General features: G+C 40.9%; 17 protein-coding genes. 1 reads left to right on the top strand and 16 read right to left on the bottom strand.

Annotated elements, in window-relative coordinates; translation table 11 throughout:
- From TOL2_RS02765 to TOL2_RS02690, 16 genes are all read right to left on the bottom strand, one after another.
- Entirely contained in the window at positions 1-933 is a 933-nt protein-coding gene (locus TOL2_RS02765) for an NAD-dependent epimerase/dehydratase family protein (protein WP_014956028.1), read from the bottom strand.
- A gap of 6 nt (positions 934-939) precedes the next feature.
- Entirely contained in the window at positions 940-1,863 is a 924-nt protein-coding gene (locus TOL2_RS02760; protein WP_014956027.1) for a DUF4037 domain-containing protein, read from the bottom strand.
- A gap of 34 nt (positions 1,864-1,897) precedes the next feature.
- Positions 1,898-2,476, bottom strand: coding sequence for a DUF4258 domain-containing protein (locus TOL2_RS02755; protein ID WP_014956026.1), 579 nt, complete (start codon positions 2,474-2,476; stop codon positions 1,898-1,900).
- 82 nt (positions 2,477-2,558) lie between these two features.
- Positions 2,559-3,221 carry an isoprenoid biosynthesis glyoxalase ElbB gene (gene elbB / locus TOL2_RS02750; protein ID WP_014956025.1) on the bottom strand — a complete coding sequence of 221 codons (663 nt, stop codon included), beginning with the start codon at positions 3,219-3,221 and terminating at the stop codon, positions 2,559-2,561.
- Positions 3,222-3,259: 38 nt separating this feature from the next.
- On the bottom strand, positions 3,260-5,236 hold the full coding sequence (locus tag TOL2_RS02745; protein WP_014956024.1) for a (Fe-S)-binding protein: 1,977 nt from the start codon (positions 5,234-5,236) through the stop codon (positions 3,260-3,262).
- On the bottom strand, positions 5,237-6,124 hold the full coding sequence (locus tag TOL2_RS02740; RefSeq protein ID WP_014956023.1) for an electron transfer flavoprotein subunit alpha/FixB family protein: 888 nt from the start codon (positions 6,122-6,124) through the stop codon (positions 5,237-5,239). It lies immediately after the preceding gene.
- Positions 6,121-6,876 (bottom strand): adenine nucleotide alpha hydrolase family protein, encoded by a 756-nt coding sequence (locus TOL2_RS02735; RefSeq protein WP_014956022.1) that lies wholly within the window; start codon positions 6,874-6,876, stop codon positions 6,121-6,123. The genes TOL2_RS02740 and TOL2_RS02735 overlap by 4 nt, the downstream gene beginning before the upstream one ends.
- Positions 6,877-7,049: 173 nt before the next feature.
- Complete coding sequence (locus tag TOL2_RS02730) at positions 7,050-7,820, bottom strand: enoyl-CoA hydratase/isomerase family protein (protein ID WP_014956021.1); 771 nt, start codon at positions 7,818-7,820, stop codon at positions 7,050-7,052.
- Between the two features lie 41 nt (positions 7,821-7,861).
- On the bottom strand, positions 7,862-9,097 hold the full coding sequence (locus TOL2_RS02725) for an acyl-CoA dehydrogenase family protein (RefSeq protein ID WP_232508042.1): 1,236 nt from the start codon (positions 9,095-9,097) through the stop codon (positions 7,862-7,864).
- Between the two features lie 58 nt (positions 9,098-9,155).
- Complete coding sequence (locus TOL2_RS02720; RefSeq protein ID WP_014955679.1) at positions 9,156-10,382, bottom strand: CaiB/BaiF CoA transferase family protein; 1,227 nt, start codon at positions 10,380-10,382, stop codon at positions 9,156-9,158.
- Positions 10,375-11,619 carry a CaiB/BaiF CoA transferase family protein gene (locus TOL2_RS02715; protein WP_014956019.1) on the bottom strand — a complete coding sequence of 415 codons (1,245 nt, stop codon included), beginning with the start codon at positions 11,617-11,619 and terminating at the stop codon, positions 10,375-10,377. Before TOL2_RS02715 ends, TOL2_RS02720 begins: the two co-directional genes overlap by 8 nt.
- A 219-nt stretch (positions 11,620-11,838) precedes the next feature.
- Positions 11,839-12,585 (bottom strand): SDR family NAD(P)-dependent oxidoreductase, encoded by a 747-nt coding sequence (locus tag TOL2_RS02710; protein ID WP_014956018.1) that lies wholly within the window; start codon positions 12,583-12,585, stop codon positions 11,839-11,841.
- A gap of 39 nt (positions 12,586-12,624) precedes the next feature.
- Positions 12,625-13,374, bottom strand: a complete 750-nt coding sequence (locus tag TOL2_RS02705; RefSeq protein ID WP_014956017.1) for an SDR family NAD(P)-dependent oxidoreductase — start codon at positions 13,372-13,374, stop codon at positions 12,625-12,627.
- Positions 13,375-13,432: 58 nt separating this feature from the next.
- The gene (locus tag TOL2_RS02700; RefSeq protein WP_014956016.1) at positions 13,433-14,602 is read right to left on the bottom strand and encodes a thiolase family protein; all 1,170 of its coding nucleotides are present in this window, start codon (positions 14,600-14,602) and stop codon (positions 13,433-13,435) included.
- Positions 14,603-14,611: 9 nt separating this feature from the next.
- The gene (locus TOL2_RS02695) at positions 14,612-15,043 is read right to left on the bottom strand and encodes a Zn-ribbon domain-containing OB-fold protein (protein WP_014956015.1); all 432 of its coding nucleotides are present in this window, start codon (positions 15,041-15,043) and stop codon (positions 14,612-14,614) included.
- A 580-nt stretch (positions 15,044-15,623) separates the two neighbouring features.
- Positions 15,624-16,886: a TetR/AcrR family transcriptional regulator gene (locus tag TOL2_RS02690; RefSeq protein ID WP_014956014.1), complete on the bottom strand. Its 1,263-nt coding sequence runs from the start codon at positions 16,884-16,886 to the stop codon at positions 15,624-15,626.
- Positions 16,887-17,577: 691 nt separating this feature from the next.
- Here TOL2_RS02690 and TOL2_RS02685 point away from each other — a divergent pair.
- Positions 17,578-17,757, top strand: coding sequence for a benzylsuccinate synthase gamma subunit family protein (locus TOL2_RS02685; protein WP_014956013.1), 180 nt, complete (start codon positions 17,578-17,580; stop codon positions 17,755-17,757).
- Positions 17,758-17,807 lie beyond the last annotated feature (50 nt).

The raw sequence follows: 17,807 nt of genomic DNA, 5'->3' as shown, positions 1-17,807 counted from the left end.
TTACTGCCCCCTTTTGCTTTCCATTAAAAATTGATGAAATTCATAGGTTCTTTTCATTCCCTCAAACAATGATATAAACTCAAAACCGATTGCTTTATTCAGTTTTGCTCCTGAATAAACCTGGTGCTGATCAATTGGAAAAGGCAGGGGAATACGTCCCTGCACTATTTTGTCCACACTCATTGCAACGGTTTTAATTTTCTTGTTTATCACTTTTTCCAACATCGCAACATAGGTATCATATGAAAAATACTCATGAGATACGGTATTAAACACCTGGTTACGGGCGCTTGGATTTTCAATGCATTTTATAATAATTTTTGCAAGATCATCTACAAAAATAAAATTAAACAATGCAAGATTATTCTCTGGCAGGATAACGGGCTCGGCTTTTTCAAGCAAATCAAAAAAATAATTTTCCCTTGGTGCATAGTTGAATTTGCCATATACAATTGAAGGCCGCAGTATGGTCCATGATATGGATCTGTTAAGGCATTCTTTTTCAAGCAACTGCTCGGCTTTGATTTTATTTAATCCATATTCAGCGTATTCTCCAAGTTCCGGCTGAGGAGTTTCTATCGTCCGGGTTGTCTCGTCAAGAGGAAGGATGGATGAATGATCATACACACTGGCAGAACTGATGAAGATATACTGTTTTATATTTCCAGGAACAGATTGTATCACCTTTTTTATATCATCCGGCGCATAACCGCAAAAATCAATCAGGACATCCCAGTCCATTGTAGGAATATTATCTTTTATTGATTGACTGTCGGTCCTGTCACCATGAAGCTGTGTAACCCGGCTGATATTCAAGGGAATGTTTCCCCGGTTAAATGTAAACAGGGTTACATCTTTTTGAACGACTAAATGTTCCACCAAAGATCTGCCGGCAAAATAACTTCCGCCTATAATTAAAATATTTTTAGTCATTAGTCTTCACCCGCCCCAAGCATCCCTTTCCCGCAATTTTATATCCTGTATCCTTTTTTGAACCTCTATCCCATGCTCTAATAAAAAGTCACTTTTTGATTCACTCATTCCCTGATTTTTGATCTCATTTATGATCTGGGCGCAACTATTTTCAATGATCTTATTTTTTTTAATCTCATCATTTACAAAAAGCAGCTGAGTTATATTTTCGTAAATAGATTCACCAAGGATGGATAATTCGCGGACAGCTCTGTGTTTCCATTTATAAAACGGAACAAACTTTTTGTTCAATAAAAAGACAAGGGAAATGATATCCGAGCAAAATGTATTTAAAGCATATGCTGCAGCAAAAACTTCCCCTCTTTTGACGGATCTCATAAAATTATACTGCCCGGACTGGGCACAGGTCATACATTTGGCAGCTATCTTAAATAGACGGACGTCTTCGGGATAAAAATTGAGAAGTTTGTTTCGTATATCTGAAAATTGACCCAAAGGATCAAAAAAGACCTTTCCACTTGTACAAGCACAAAGATATTCATCAGACAAATTAACCCATTGCATGTTATTTTCAGGGGCATGGGCAAGCCCTGTAAAGCGTTTATAAAAATCAGAGATCCTGAAAACACCGTTCTTCTGATTGCTTAAGGCAGCAGGCTTACGGACAAATCCCATGAAAATCCTTGGCAGTTGTTCATATGCTTCCTGAAGCCGGCTGCCGATTTCATCGAAATCCGCATCACCCAGCCAAAGACAAAAGCCAGGCCCCCAATCATGATCCCTGGATATAGGATCATCAAACCCAAGGCACTCTGAACCCTCACCAACCATTCCAACAGCAATCTTGTTGCGGTATGAATAAAATTTTTTGTTTATCATCTGTTCGCCATAAGCATTGAAATACTTGTGGCAAAGTTCAAGCCCCTTCATACGTACCTTCCAATATCATGAACAGGATCTTGATTTATCCTTCATATTCAAAGACAAGGACATCGTCTTTTCCTGTAAAATCCTTTTTTTCAATTTTTGCAACAATCTTTTTTGAAGCTTCAGCAGAAATGTATTTTTCTCCGCATTGAACACACAGTCCTGCAGGCACACCTTTGATAACATACAGACTGCCCTCCCATCGGAAATCAAAATTACCCACGGTTATTGGTTCTATATCACTATTGCAGAAAAAACATTTTCTCAGGTTTTCATCCATTGGTTGGCCTTTGACTTGTCTTCTTGTTCGTTCATCTTTCCATGTAGGTTCTGAGGGGCGATAGGCATATAAAACAATAAGATTTTCATCTTTATCTTTTGTACACATAACATGAATCGGCTTATTATCAGGATATGCCAGGACAAGATAACAATCATTGCGAAGGGGATGGGAATGTGTTTCCAGTATGCTCCCCTCCGCAAGAACCGTTTCTATTTCCGATATGGAAAAAGTCCTCCGGGTCAGATATCTGACCATATGTTCGGAATTAAAATATATCCTGTCTTTTGTTCTGGATTTTATCCAGTCCATGATAAGAGTTAATTTTTTTGACAAAAACACCTCGTTATTTTTTTAAAACTGCATGGGATATACTCTTTTGGACACAACATATCGGTTAATTTAATCTATTTATAATCTATTGTGTCATTTCTATTACTTTTTCAACAAGTTTTTTGATGCCTTTTGCCACATCAGCAATGCCGGGTCCAATCATATAAGCCGGTGAAGTAACAATGCGATTTTTTTCATCAACAGCAATCTCATCCACTTTACAAAGGGCATGTTTAACCCCAATAGACTCTAAAGCACCGATAATGCCCTCTTCACAGCCAATTGTAAGTTCCGGGGATTTATCCTTTAATGCCATACCCACGGTGGCAGGAGCAATACACAGCGCACCAAGCGGTTTTTTTGCCTCAATTACTTTTTCAAGCAACGCAGCAACATCTTTATTAACTTCACCCTGGGGGCCTTTAAAGGCAAATTCACTCAGATTCTTTGCAGCGCCGAATCCTCCCGGCAATATAACAGCATCCAATTTTGCAACATCAACATCATTGATACTTTGAATTTCCCCCCTTGCGATCCTGGCAGATTCAACAAGAACATTTCTTGTCTCTTTTTCTTCCTGCTGGGTCAAATGATTGATCACATGGGCCTGGTCAATATCCGGGGCAAAACAGACGGCTTCGGCACCCGCCTGATCAATAAAAAGCAATGTTAATACGGATTCATGTATTTCAGTTCCGTCAAACACACCGCACCCTGACAATAACACTCCGATTTTCTTTTTATCCATATCTTACCTCTCCAAATATATATAATCTTAATGTTCTTTTAAGCTTCTGACTTTTCAGGCAGACATTTTTCAACAATCTCTGCAATATCAAAGGCCTTGATCTCTTCAGTATGCTTTTTCAAACCATCTGTCAGCATCAGCAGACAAAAAGGACAGGCAACCGCAATGGTATCGGCATCCGTAGCAAGTGCTTCACCAGCACGTTCCTGATTGATTCTTGTTCCTTCCTCCTCTGCCCAGTAATTGCCGCCGCCACCGCCGCAGCAAAAACTTTCATTTTTATTGCGTGGCATCTCAACAAGATCTCCCACATTGGAAAGAACTTTGCGAGGATCGTCGTAAAAACCATTCCTCCTGCCCAGATAACAAGGGTCGTGATATGTTATGCTCTGGGGGTTGTTGGTAAGGGGCAATTTATCTTGGTCAATAAGCGTCTTGATAAACGCAGCATGGGGAATAACCTCATACTGACCACCCAGTTTAGGATAATGCCGGGTAAAACTATTATAACAATGGGGACACATGGTGATAATTTTTTTAATGCCAAGGGATGCAAAATCATCTATATTCTGCTGGGCAATTTCCGCAAACAAAAACTCATTGCCCATCTGTTTGGCAGGATCACCGGTACAGCGGGAATCTTCAAGAATTCCAAATGATACATTGGCTTGCTGCAAGATGTTGACCATGGCTCTTCCGATCTGCCATGCCCGCTGCTCATAGGTGATGGAACAGCCTATCCAGAGCAGATATTCCGTCTTGCCGGCCTCAAAAACCGGAACCTCAAGATCTTTACGCCATTCTGCAGCACCTGAACCCGTACCAAAAAAAGGATGGGATCTTTGTTCAAGACTGGAAATCGCTTTTCCCATAAGTTCCGGAATCTGACCCTGTTCCATGACCAGATTCTGTCTGAACCTCATGATGGTCTTGGGTTGATTGATACTTACAGGACAGGCTTCCATACAGGCTGCACAGGTTGTACAATTAAAAATCGCATCCATGGATATGGTATCAATTACATTATCATCCAATTGAGCATTTTTAAGCTTTTCAGCCATTGTCACAATAACCCCTTTAGGGGACAGAGGTTTTTTCGTGTTGTACGCCGGGCAAGCTTCCTGACACCGTCCGCACCACAAGCAACTGGAAAAATCCAGGAACCGTTTTCTTGTAAAATCAGCCAGTTTATCAGCACCCAATGCCGGCAGTTCTTCTGCATCTTCATCGTCAAACGCTGAAAAATCCATAACCCCCATTTTTACCCCGGGAGCCGGGTCTGCAAATCCGCTGTTAACCGGTGCAAGGATAATATGAACAAGGGGAGAAAACGGAATATAGGCGACAAAACAAAGCGCCAAAAGACCGTGTACCCACCAGGTCATGGTGTGTATCTGAAGGGCGCTGGAAGAACTGATAATTGTGGATGCAAAAAAATTTCCTACAAATGCACCGCTTTCCGGGTTGGAAGCCGCCAGCCTTGCACCCTCTATAATAAACCCCGTTAAGATTAGAACTCCCAGCAGACTGCCGACAAGAACAAATCCTTTTCTTTCCTCGGGAATCTTAAGACGGTCGGGCATGAACTGCCTTCTGACAAGAAAAAAGACAAGACCGCAAAAGGCTAAAAGACCTGCCAGATCAAGAGTGAATGCCATAAACCAGCTGTTAAAAGCACCGTTAAAAACAGGTAGCCCGAACAAAATATTGAGTATGACAAGATTAGTACCCACAAACAGCATGAACATACCCCAGAAAACGCACCCGTGGGCAATACCGGAAGCTGGCTTCCGGTATATCTTAGGATTCAATATGCCTCTTACAAAAAAGGCTTTGGGATGAAAAGTTCCAATCCCCTGAAACACATTGCTGATGGAAGGAAGAATTCTTAATTTACCCTTTTCGATAAGTTTCCATTGCAGATACAGACCATAAAGGAAAATAAGAAATACCGGAATGGATAACAAGTCAATGATTACACCGTAACTGATATTCCAGTAAGGAACGCGGGCCATTTACTTACCCTCCATAATAGCCTGGGTTAATATCGGAACGATTTTCTTATAATCACACACAACACCGAATCTGGCACGGTTGAAGATATTGGCGTCTTCATCTTTGTTAATGGCAACAACACATTTGGAATTGGCTATTCCGGCAAGATGCTGGCTGGCACCTGAAATTCCCACGGCAAAATAAACGCTGGGAGCAACAATTTTTCCGGTCTGGCCGATCTGTTTGGTCGGGGAGGCCCACCCTTCATCAACCGCACCCCTTGAAGCACCTACAGCACCATTTAGCTGATGCGCCATTTCCTGAAGCATGCTAAAGTTTTCAGGATCACCGATTCCTCTACCCCCGGATACAATAATATTTGCATCTTCCAGAGGTATTCCATCTGTCTGCTCATGTGTTTCAGCAACAAGGGTTACTTTGTCCTCAACAGCTTCAAGAGCTGTTGCCGCAGTTGTTCCGTCAAGCTGGGCCGGTTCAAAATATTTGCGGCGAATAGTCAATATGGTCGGGGTTGATTCTATCTTATGCTGTATAATGGCTTTACCGCCATACACTGGGCGATCCACAACCAGATCCGGATGAATCGCAGTTACTTCTGTTACGGCAGGAGCTGCAAGCGCAGCACTCAAAGGCCCTGCCAGACCGCTTCCAAGGGTTGAAACACTCATCAGGATAACTTCATAATTTTCCTGTTTAATGATGTTTGACACCGTTGATACAAGATTTGCAGGCACAGCCTGACCAAACTGCCATGCTTTACCGAATGATCCGGGGATATCTCCTTCACCCAGTGCAATAATGTCAGGGGCATCACAAAACTGCTTGCTCACGGTCACTAATTCACCGATTTTTTTCAGATCAATATTTTCTATAATAAGCGTTTTCATATAAATCTCTCCTCGGTCAATCTGGTCAGTAATGTCTTTACGGCTTCATTAGGATCATCCGCATTAATAAATTCACAAACAGATTCACTCTTGGGAATCTCAACACTGATTTCCTGTAAAGCCATTTTGCCCTGATCCACGCCGTCAAGTTTGACGACCGGTTTTTTCTTTGCAGCAAATATGGCACGAACTGCCGGTATTCTGGGCACATTTTCCGGAATACTTGTGATAGACAACACACCAAGCCCCTTGAACTCAAGCTCTCGTTTTCCGGTTGAAGTAATCTGATTGACATTCCACAGATCATCTTTGCTTTCAATATAACCCACCTGGGGAATAAAAGTGGCACCCAGCATCTGGGCCAAAATTCCAGGTACAATTCCCCGATCCATATCAGCAGACTGCTGGCCGGCCAGAATAAGATCAACGTCACCCAATTCTTCCACTGCCAGCTTAAGATTCTGGGCAATAATGGACGGGTCATCTGACGTTCCTTTTACCAGTATCAATTTGTCAGCACCCATTGCCACACCTTTTCTTAAAAACTGAACATCACCGTCAGTTCCATAAGAAATAATGGTCAAGGATGAAGATGTCTTAGCCTTGAGCTGTATTCCGGTTTCAATGGCATTTTCATCATAAAGCCCCAGCATTCGAGAAAACCTTTCATGGGCCCGGTTGTTTGATAATTCAAAATCCATGGCCGGCACTTCATAATCCGGAACAACCTTTGCTAATACCGCAATATGCATTTTTTACTCCTCCCTGGCTTTTGTCCAATCCAATCAATTTGGATTTGATTTTTTATGGTCAAGTAAGCCGTTTACATCTAAATTTAAAAACGGGGATCATTTTTTACCAAAGCCATATTAAGAATCAACTCAAATATTGTAAAAAATATCCCCGCTCTATTATCTATTGCTATCTATCTGCCCTTCCACTCGGGCGCTCTTTTTTCTGCAAATGCTGTAAATCCCTCTTTTCTGTCTTCAGTGTCACGCAATACGCCCCACAAAAGATGTGAGAAAGCAATACCGTGTTCCAACGGCATTTCAAGACCCATAACCGCTGCCTGTTTTGCAGCCTTAACGCTTAAGGGTGCATTACTGGCAATTCTAAGTGCCAGCTTTTTAGCAAGATCCATCAGCTCGCCGGGTTCTACAACATCAGAAATAAGTCCTACCCTGTGTGCTTCTTTTGCATCAATCATCTCGCCTGTCAACAACATTTTCATTGCAACGGCCTGGGGAATTGCTCTGGGCATGCATTGAGTACCGTTTAAACCTGCAAGGCTTGCCACTTTTACTTCTGTTAATCCAAATTTTGCATTACTGCTGGCAATTCTCAAATCACATGCCAGGGCCATTTCCATACCACCGCCTACAGCATAACCATTGATTGCACAGATAATCGGTTTCCACATTTTCATATGAGGAACGATGGGCTGACCCTCCCTTAACCAGATGGATGCCATACATTCTGCCGGTGGCGGAGTCTTTTTCATATCCGTACCTGTACAAAAAGATTTTTCTCCCGCACCTGTAAGCACTGAAACACGAATATCGTCATCATTTTGTACTGCTGCCCAAATCTCGGCCAGTTTGGTAACGGATTCAGGATCAAGGGAATTCATGGCATCGGGCCTGTTTAAGGTTATATATGCAACGTGATCTTCTTTAGTAAATTCTACACCCATTGTGATAACTCCTTTAAGCTCCGGTCGTACCGGTTGTTTTATTAATCTTCTTCAGCACTTACAATAAATGGATTATAAGGTTTTTTATCGCGCAAAATCGCTCTGGCAATGGTCCATCTGTGAATTTCATTGGGACCTTCAAGCACTCTCCAGATCCGGACCATTCTTGCCACATATTCAATGCCCAATTCTTTAGATAGGCCTACGCCTCCATGCATCTGCATGGCCCTGTCAGCAACATTGGACAGCATCTCCGTTGCGGCAACCTTTATGTTGGACCCTTCTATTCTCAAATCCGTCAGTCCCTGATCGTTTTTCCAGCAGGCATAATACAACCTGAGACGAACCGCCTCAAGTTCCATGGTGGAGTCAGCGATCCAGTTCTGGACGGTCTGGCGATCTGCCAGGGGTTTGCCAAAGGTAATTCTTGTATTGGCCTGGTCAATCATCATCTGGATAAGTCGTTCCGCCATACCAGTACATCTTGAAGCCAGCTCAATGCGCCTGACCCCGAATCTATTCTGAAGTGGAATAAATGCTTTTCCCACTTCTCCCAGAACTTTATTGTCACCGACTTCAACATCATCGAGAATAAGTTCCCATGTGGGCATGGCACCAATTACAGGAATTTCTTTTCCAACTCTTACACCCGGCATACTTTTGTCAATCAGGAAAGCCGTAAATTTATCTTTGGTTGAGGCCTCTTTATCCGTAACTGCAATCAAAATAAAAAACACATTATCTTTATCGCATTTACTGATAAAAGTTTTTGTCCCGTTAAGCACCCATTTGTCACCTTTTCTAACTGCAGTGGTTTTCAAACCACTCACGTCTGATCCGGCATCCGGTTCTGTAACCGCCATTGCAGAATCAAGTTCACGATTACAATAGGGGATAAAATACGTTTCACGCTGATCATCAACGCAGCAGGCGTCCAGGTAATAAAGGTTGGGGGCATCCGGTGGAAGCATAAAGCCATGGGGTGAAAATCCCACAAAACTTTTGCACATCTCTTCCATCACCAAAGTTTTTGCCAGCATGCCAAGGCCCTGTCCGCCGAATTTTTCTTCAACTTCAATTCCCCAGAATCCCAGTTCTTTGGTAATGGCATAAAGCCTTTCGGAATCTTCTTTGGGAATAAGGGGACCGGGTTCCGTCCACAAACTCATATCCCGTTCAAGCAATGTTTTTTCCAAAGGAAGAAGTTCACGTTTTACAAACTCCCTCATGGCTTCTTTCAACATCATATATTCTTCAGATATACTAAAATCCATCATCACTCTCTTTTTTTTATACGGTTTAAATAAATATCATAAAAATGTTATTTCATTTTTATCAGGTCAGCACATCCTCGGCTTTAAGCTGTTCAAGTTCTTCATTTGTATACCCTAAAAAGCCGGTTAACACCTCGTCAGTATGCTCACCCAGAAGCGGAGCTGCTGTTTTCATTTCAATTGGTGTTTCGGAAAACATTATGGGCGCTCTGTTATAAAGCGTTCGTCCGACCTCGGAATGATTCAGATATGACCAGAAATTACGTTCGATAAGATGTTCATCCTCTATGGCAGCCCTGGCATCATTTACAACACCGGCCCTCACACCGTGAGCCAGCAATTGCCGCATCAGTGTTGCCGCATATTTATCTTTTGTCCACTCTTCAACATATCTGTTCAGTTCATCTTCGTTTTCTTTTCTGCTTGCCAGAGTGGCAAATTTTTCATCTTCGGCCCAGGCAGGATTTCCCATTACTGTTTTAAATCCTGTCCATTCATCATCCGTAAATACGGCAATGGCAAGCCATTTCCTGTACCCGAGTGTTTCATACACACCATGCGGAGCAGCATCGGGATCACTGCATCCCATCCCACCCAGAATCTCTTTGTTTGCCGCATACAGCATGCTGTCAATGGGTTTCATGGCAATGGCCGACTCAAGCTGAGACACTTCAACGGTCTGTCCCTTGCCTGTTTTTTCACGCTGAAGCAAGGCCGCCATTATTCCAAAAAGAGTGTGGCTCGGAACCATGACATGGTCCGTGTAATTGGTACCGGTGCCAAAAGGATTTTTGCCCGGCATACAAGCCTGTGCTGTTAATCCGCAAAGTGCATTCAGGTTAACCCCGAATCCCATATAGGATTTATGGGGTCCGTCTATTCCCTGTAAACTCATTGTCACATAAATAATACGGGGATTTATTTTTTTAACATCTTCCCACCCGAGGTTCCATTTTTCCATCTGCCCTACGCGAAAATTGTTAATAATGATATCACTTTTTTCTATCAAGCGAATCGCTACGTCACGCGCTTTGGCCTGTCTCATGTTCAGGGAGATGCACTTTTTGTTGGGATTTCTGTTTGCAAAATAACCGCTTCGCTCAAAGCCTTCTGCAATCCCGTCCTTAAAGGGTCCGCCTTTTCTCAAAATATCAGGTCGTTTCAGGCTTTCAATCTTGATAATCTCGGCACCACACTGCCCTAATACGTTTGTGGTAATCGGACCTGCACCAACCCATGAAAAATCGCATACAACAAGTCCTTCTAATGCTTTTTCAAAATTAGACATTTATAATTCCCTCCTTTGAAAAAACAGTAATTTCTTCGCCAGTATAATTAAGACTTTCTAAAATTTGAGCGGTATGCTCTCCAAACCGTGGTGCTGGAAAACCAAAACGCCAGTCCAGTTCACCAAATTCATAAGGCGCTCCGGGAAAGGTGACTTCTCCTCCGTCAAGATTTTCATGTTCAATAGTCTGCCAGAAATTTCTATGCTTCAGCTGTGGATTCTCAAGCAGATCCTTTCCATTACTAACCGGGGAAATGGCTACTCGGCTGGCCTGTCCTTTTTCATACAGAGTCATTTTATCGTGTTGCATTGTAAACCGATGAAAAATCCTGCAAAAAGTTTCATACCCTTCATCAGATCGTCTATAAGCAGGTTCAATCCATCTTGGGTCATCAAACACTTCTCGTTCTTCCACATTTTCATCTTTCATCCACTGGACAAACGAATCCCACATATTCTTGTTTTTTCCCATTATGGCAACAATGGCCAAATGACCGTCTTTACAGGGATGAACAGTAGCAGAACCAGCTTCTTTTCCCCTGCCACGCCGGATAGAACCTTCCAGATCCCAGTATTGTGCTGCATTTTCAAGAGCCATGCCCACGGATTCCATGGCAGACACATCAACAAACTGACCTTTTCCGGTTCTCTTAGCATATAATAAAGCGATTGAACTGCCGACTGCCGCATAGGATTCAGCCATTCTGTAGGCCTGGTTGTCACAAGCTCTCACAGGTTTGTCATTATCAATACCGGCAAGATATAAAAAACCTCCCATTGCAGAGCAGGTAAGATCTGATCCGGGATAATCCTTATAGGGTCCGACACAGCCATAAGGTGTGATGGATGTTTGAACAAGTTTTGGATTGATTTTTTTGAGCTTTTCATAAGAAAGCCCCAGACTATCCAAATAGCCCGGCACACAACTCTCCATAAAAATATCAATATTCTCGATCAGTTTTAAAAAAATTTCCTGTCCCTCCGGCCTATGAAGATCCACTACCAGGCTTTTTTTATTGCCATTATAATAGAGGAATTGAAGGCTGGCTTCCATGTTGTCTTTTTCACCTTTATAAAAAGGCCCTTTTTTACGCAAAGGATCACCGGTTATTGGTTCAAGGTGAATCACCTCAGCCCCCAGTCCAGCATAAAGTTTTGAAGCGTAGGGTCCCAGTTCTCCTGTGAAATCCAGCACTTTCACATCAGATAGGGATCTGTTTTTAAGTTCACCTTCCATTGCTTTACCTCCTAATTTTGATGGTCCTGTAAAAAGTCAGCGAGCAAGTTTTAACTACAGGAAATGGGGTCAAATTTATCCAGTACCCAGTAGTGTATAGCTGAAAAATGCTCATTCTGACTTTTTACCAGTACATCACTCTTTATTTAATTATGACATTCTAAAACCCGAATACAAAAGACCGGTGTCTCATATTTTCAATTTCTAAACTGTTGGTTATCATCCTGAAAACAAGCTTCTTCCACCACACACATACAACACCTGACCTGTTACATAACCGGTATCGTCATCAGCAAGATAAAGCACAGTATTGGCAATATCGTCTCCTGCTCCAATGCTGCCTGAAGGCTGTTTGGCCTCCAAAAAATTCCTGGTCTTTTCCGGGAGTTCATACCATAAGGGTGTAAGGATAAGTCCCGGTGCGATACAATTTGAGGTGACTCCCTTTCTACCCAGCTCCAGAGCCAGTGTTCTTGTCAATCCAACCATGCCGGCTTTTGCCGATGAGTAGGGAGCCTGTCCCATACCCCCAAGCCATGCACGGGATGCAATATTAATAATACGGCCTCTATTTTGTTCAACCATATGGCCATGAACTGCCTGGCTGCATAGAAAAGGTCCTTTAAGATTGACATTCAAAGTGATATCCCAATCTGCTTCGGAAAGTTTTCTTAACGCACCTGCTCTTTCCATACCGGCATTATTAACAAGGATATCTATGGAACCGAATGTTTTAACGGTTTCACTCACCATGGATTCAACCGCAGCTTTATTTGAGATATCAGCTACAATGCCTATGGCATCATATCCGGCATCCCGCATTTCCTTGGCGGTTTGATCTACTTTGTCTTCAGCAATATCGTTAATAACGACTTTGGCACCATTTTTTGCCAGCATAAATGCGGTATCTTTACCCATTCCACTGGCGGAACCTGTAATTATTGCTACTCTGTTTTCAACTCCCATTCTTTACCTCCACATATCATAATTTATCATAACAGGACGTTAAATCGACATGGAAAAAGACAGACTTTTTCCGCCACAGACAAAAAATGTCTGACCTGTTATAAATTTTGATGTATCAGCGGCAAAAAAGGATACGGCGCCTGCTACATCATCGGGTGTCCCTAATTTTTTTACCGGAACTTTAGCTGCAAGCTTTTCCACCTGCTCTTCAGACATGTCTGAGGACTGTATAGTTCCTTTAACAATCCAGTTGACCGTAATACCATCCTTTGCCGTTTCAAGTGCGAGGGATCTGGTAAATCCGAGCATTGAAGATTTTGCAGCACTGTATAAAGAGGTGTTGGGCAAGCCAAGATACTCAACACTTCCAATATTGATAATTCTGCCATAACCTTGTTTTCGCATGACCGGGATCACTTCTCTGCACATAAAATAAGCAGGATCTATATTACTTTTTGCACCTTGATACCAGTTTTGAGCCTTTGTATTCACAATCTCGCTTTTAACGATATAATCTGAATTGTTGATCAAAATATCAATTTTCCCGTATTTTTCCACAATACTGGCAATCGCCTGTTTTGCACCGGTACAGTCTGCAGGATCTGCTGTTACACCAAAAGCTTCGACATTGATTTCTTTGAGTTTTGACACCATATTGGATGTATTTTTTCCATCAATATCAAGGACAGCAAGCTTTGCCCCTTTTGATGCCAGATTCGCAGCGATTGCATATGAAATCTCATCACCAACCGACTCGATCAACACAACCCTGTCTTTAAAGGTTTCCATTTTTAAAATCTCCTTTTTTATTTAAAAAATTCATTTTAAAGATTTTCAGAGCAGTATCTTACCAATCACTTGTAAGCATATGCATTGTACATGCTGCATGTTCTGTACCTGACAAGCCACCGCCGGTTACATGGGTCATGGCAACCTTTGGAATCGGTTCAACCTGATAACCTTTGCACTCTCCCCTGAGTTGTTTTACCTGGGCTGCAATCTGGGCTGCACCTGAGGCTCCGATGGGATGACCATAGGACAGCATTCCGCCCCTGGGACTTACCACACACTGTCCGCCATAGGTTGACTGACCGTCTCTCAAAAATTTCAGGCCGTCTCCTTTATCACACAGCTGCATACATTCATAGTAAAGCAATTCTGCAATGGTAAAAGCATCATGCAATTCCAGGATATCGACTTCTTTTGGACCAATTCCAGACTCTTCATAAAGCATTTCCGAAGTCATTTCAGTGATATCGTCACCTGTAATATCTCTTGGCCGGTTGTGATATGGACCGGAAGTTACAACAGAACCTCTTACCTTAACCGGTTTTTTAATTCCCAGTTTTTTGATCATTTCCTCGGAGCAAACCACTACGGCACCTGCACCATCAACAATACCGCAGCACTGATGCAGCGTCAGAGGATAGGCCACCATTCTTGAATTAATGATCTCATCAATACTGTATTCTCCACCAAAAGATGCATGGGGGTTGTTTGTGGCATGACGACGGCTTTTTTGTGTGATCAATGCAAGGTCTTCAATGGTGGCACCGGTTTCGTGCATATAGCGAGTTGCGCGCATAGCGTATTTACCGGTCATAACTCCGCCATGAACCGCTTCAATATCGTTCATTGCCGGCATGAATGCCGTTCCGCTTTTTCTTCTCAGGGTATGGTTTTCAGCCCCGACACCCATGGACAATTCCGTCAGCCCGTAGGCAACATCTTTGATTGCCAAATGAACCGCCATGGCACCGGCTGAACAAGCGCTTTCCACATTAATAATTGGAGCTGTACCGCAAATACCGATATCCTTAAAAATAGTCTGACCTGTAACGATACCATTATGGGCATTTCCCACATAGGCACTCTGAATCATTCCAGGGCCTTCAATATTAGAAGCTTTAATTGCCTGAAAAGCAGCCATGCGTCCAAGTTCATCATAATCCATTTTATGTCTGCCAAAAACAGTCTCTCCAACTCCGGCTATATATACATCTCTCTGTAATTTCATGTACGTCTCCTAAACTTTCTGGAACATATAACTGATGATCGGAAGACCATCTGCATTCATTCTTATCGGGCCTGTAACCAGTTCAACTTCCTCATCACATTTAAATGTATTCACTTCCCCTTTGAGCATGGCAAAAATCCTGATGTTTTCGGGAAGATCAATATACCCGCAAATATAAGGAGTTTCCAAACCCGGCTGTCCGATATAAAGATCGGAAAAGCTGTAAAGAATTCCCTTTCTTGACAAGGGGACCACATCAAATTCTTCACCCCAGCAAGTGGGACACGGTGTTAATTTGGGAAAATCAAGTTGACCACATTTTTTGCATTTATACCCTTTCAGGTACGGCAATCCATCTTCTGGAATCTCAAGCAGATCTGGATGATAAAATGTGATATCCGGCTCTTTCTCTTTTTTTTTGGTTTTCTTTTTTTCCGCCATCTGTTCTCCTTTTTAAACGCTTTGAACGAAAATCAGTTGCTTGATTTCCGCTATCATATTGATTTACATCAGTATTGTATCCATACCCTGCATTTATCTATCTGAAAGATACTCTGATTAAATTATTATTGAGGATTATTCAACCATATGGATTTTAGACTGTCAAGTCTTTAAAAAAGATTTTTCTCAATTTTACCGCAGATATTTGGATATAAAAAATATAATAATAATATAACACATTGATTTTAAAAGGTTTAAAATACATAGAACAATAAAAACAAATTCGACAAGCCATCCCAATCACTTTTTAAAATAAAATATTTGAGACCTTTTAGGTGTTGAATTCTCATCAAATATATGATTTTCTGCTGATTATTTGATTTAAAAAAAAATCGAATGCGCCTCAGACCTTAAAATTATCTGTTTACCATCCAAAAACAGAACGCAAAAAAAGGTTAACAAAACAACAGCAATAACAAAAACAAAAAAAAATGGAAAGCAGCTCAACTGCTCTCCATCCTTACACACACTATTTGGAATATCTAATACCGGGACATTACAAATAGCACTCCTCATAAAATTAAATATTTTCAAACACGTTTTCAACCTCCCGTGTTACGGCCCGGCACAAAAGAGATGTTATCATGGAAAGTTCTCCCATCATTTCAAGAGGGGTAACTCGTTCTAAAACATACCACCGAATGGAAAGGTGGGAAAAACTGCCTAAAAATAAGTTCCTAAAAACCCTGTTGTTAAGATCAGAGCGAAACGCACCAGACTCCTTGCCTTCATTTAAAATCTCGTACAGCATTTCATTGGTGTTTAGAAAAGCAACAAAAGCCTCGGTATTATAAAATTGTTTATTCAGCTTAATATCACACAAAAAAATTGTTAAAAATTCTTTATTAGATGAAAAAATACGAAAATAATCACCAATAAAGCGCCTGAGCTTATCTACGGGATTCTTTGGATCAAACACTCTCTTAAGCCTGTACTGATACTCCTTAAACTGATCTCGGGGAATGGAATACAATAAATCGTTTTTATTCTTAAAGTACTCATATATCGTACCCTCTGCAACTCCGGCTTTTTCAGCTATCTCAAGCATTGTAGCCTTTCTGTGTCCCTTTTGAGCAAAAATTGAAATAGAAGCTTCTCTAACCCTTTCCGCCTTATCTGATTTAACAGCATCGTTAACTCCTGTTACCCCTGGATTCGATATGCCAGGATTCACATTTGCAACAGCATCAGACCCAACTCCTATCATAGCCATTATAAGAGACATGATGGATTCAAAATCCGACAATGTTTCATCAACTTCCCTGTAGGCAAGACAGCTTAAGGACTCTTCATCCAAAAAACCAAAAATCATATCCCTTACTATTCCAAGATCAAGGTCATCCCTGAAATATTTCTCTTTTATACCTTTTTTTAAAATAGCCAGCATCAAGCCGGCATATTTTTGAAGAGATTTATACCCGGCATGATGATAAAATTCTTTGTTTGAACGGCATTCGAACAACAGATTCTTCATCAACCTAGCATCCCCGGAACTAAAATCATTCTGATAAAGATGAAACCAAACCATCTTGCCCAGATGAGAGACCGGCCCCATAAGTCCCTTAAAATGAAATAAAAGTTCTTTATATGATTTTTCCATAAGTTCTTGAAGCGCGGAAAAAAGCAGATCCTCTTTATTCTCAAAATAATGGTAGATGATTGAATCTCCAACCTTTGCACGTTTTGCTATTTCAGAAATAGTTGAATTTACAAGACCTTTTTGCGCAAACACTTCCTGGCCGGCCCGAAGTATGGCTTGTTTTTTTCCATTATTATTAGCCATTCAGCTATTTTCTCCTAATTTTTCACTATAATAGTTTTGCATAAGTTAATTTTATTTCTTTATTGTCATTATTGACCTAATTTTATTCTCATTTAACAAAAATATATTATATTCACAATACCCAATTATACGAATTTTTTGAATCCGATTCAACATTTTTCTTTTTGAGGTCAATTCAAGACAATTTTATCAAAATAATAACCATTGAAATTATTTTATATCCGCTTATGGCTGCCGCCACACAAAAACATATCTATTTAATATTACAGGCAAAAGAATAGATATTTTATACGATTACATCTTGTGCAAAATCATTTGATTATATTTTAACAAAATAAAATAAAAATAGTTCTTGACAAAATAAACTCAAATTGGTTGAATATTCCTCAGTTCTTTTAAATCCAATTCAATAACTTAAAAAAAATCAACTTTTGTTTTTGATATATTATATGTTGTTATAATTTTGACGCAGCAATTTCTGAAAATTAATGATTATTTTTTAATAGGTATTATTATTTACTTTGGGATATATATTTTAAGTTAGTTAACATGTTTCTGAAAATTACAATTATTTTTTTGGAGACGTGACTAAATAATGCAATCCGCCGAAGCGAGTTTTGCAATACGTTGTTTAACCTTAGACCAAATTAAAAAAGGTTAAAAATTAACAATTTACAGCAAGGAGGATCAAATGTCAAAATGTGAGAAATGCGCTTTTTTCTTTCCAATTCCAGAAGAGGATATGGATTTTGAACCGGATAAAGGGGATTGCGTAAGACAACAGGAAGATACAAAGGGTAAATTCTGGTTGTCCAGGCCGGTATTCAAGAATAGCGACGCCTGTGAGCATCTCAGCCCTAAAATCAACTAGCCTTAAAGGCCATTGGATTTGACGCATACCTAAAATCTATTTAAAAAAAT

The sequence above is a fragment of the Desulfobacula toluolica Tol2 genome (genome assembly GCF_000307105.1).
Classification (GTDB): Bacteria; Desulfobacterota; Desulfobacteria; order Desulfobacterales; family Desulfobacteraceae; genus Desulfobacula; species Desulfobacula toluolica.
The sequence above is the reverse complement of the archived record's forward strand: the minus strand, read 5'-3'. Positions and strand labels throughout refer to the sequence as shown.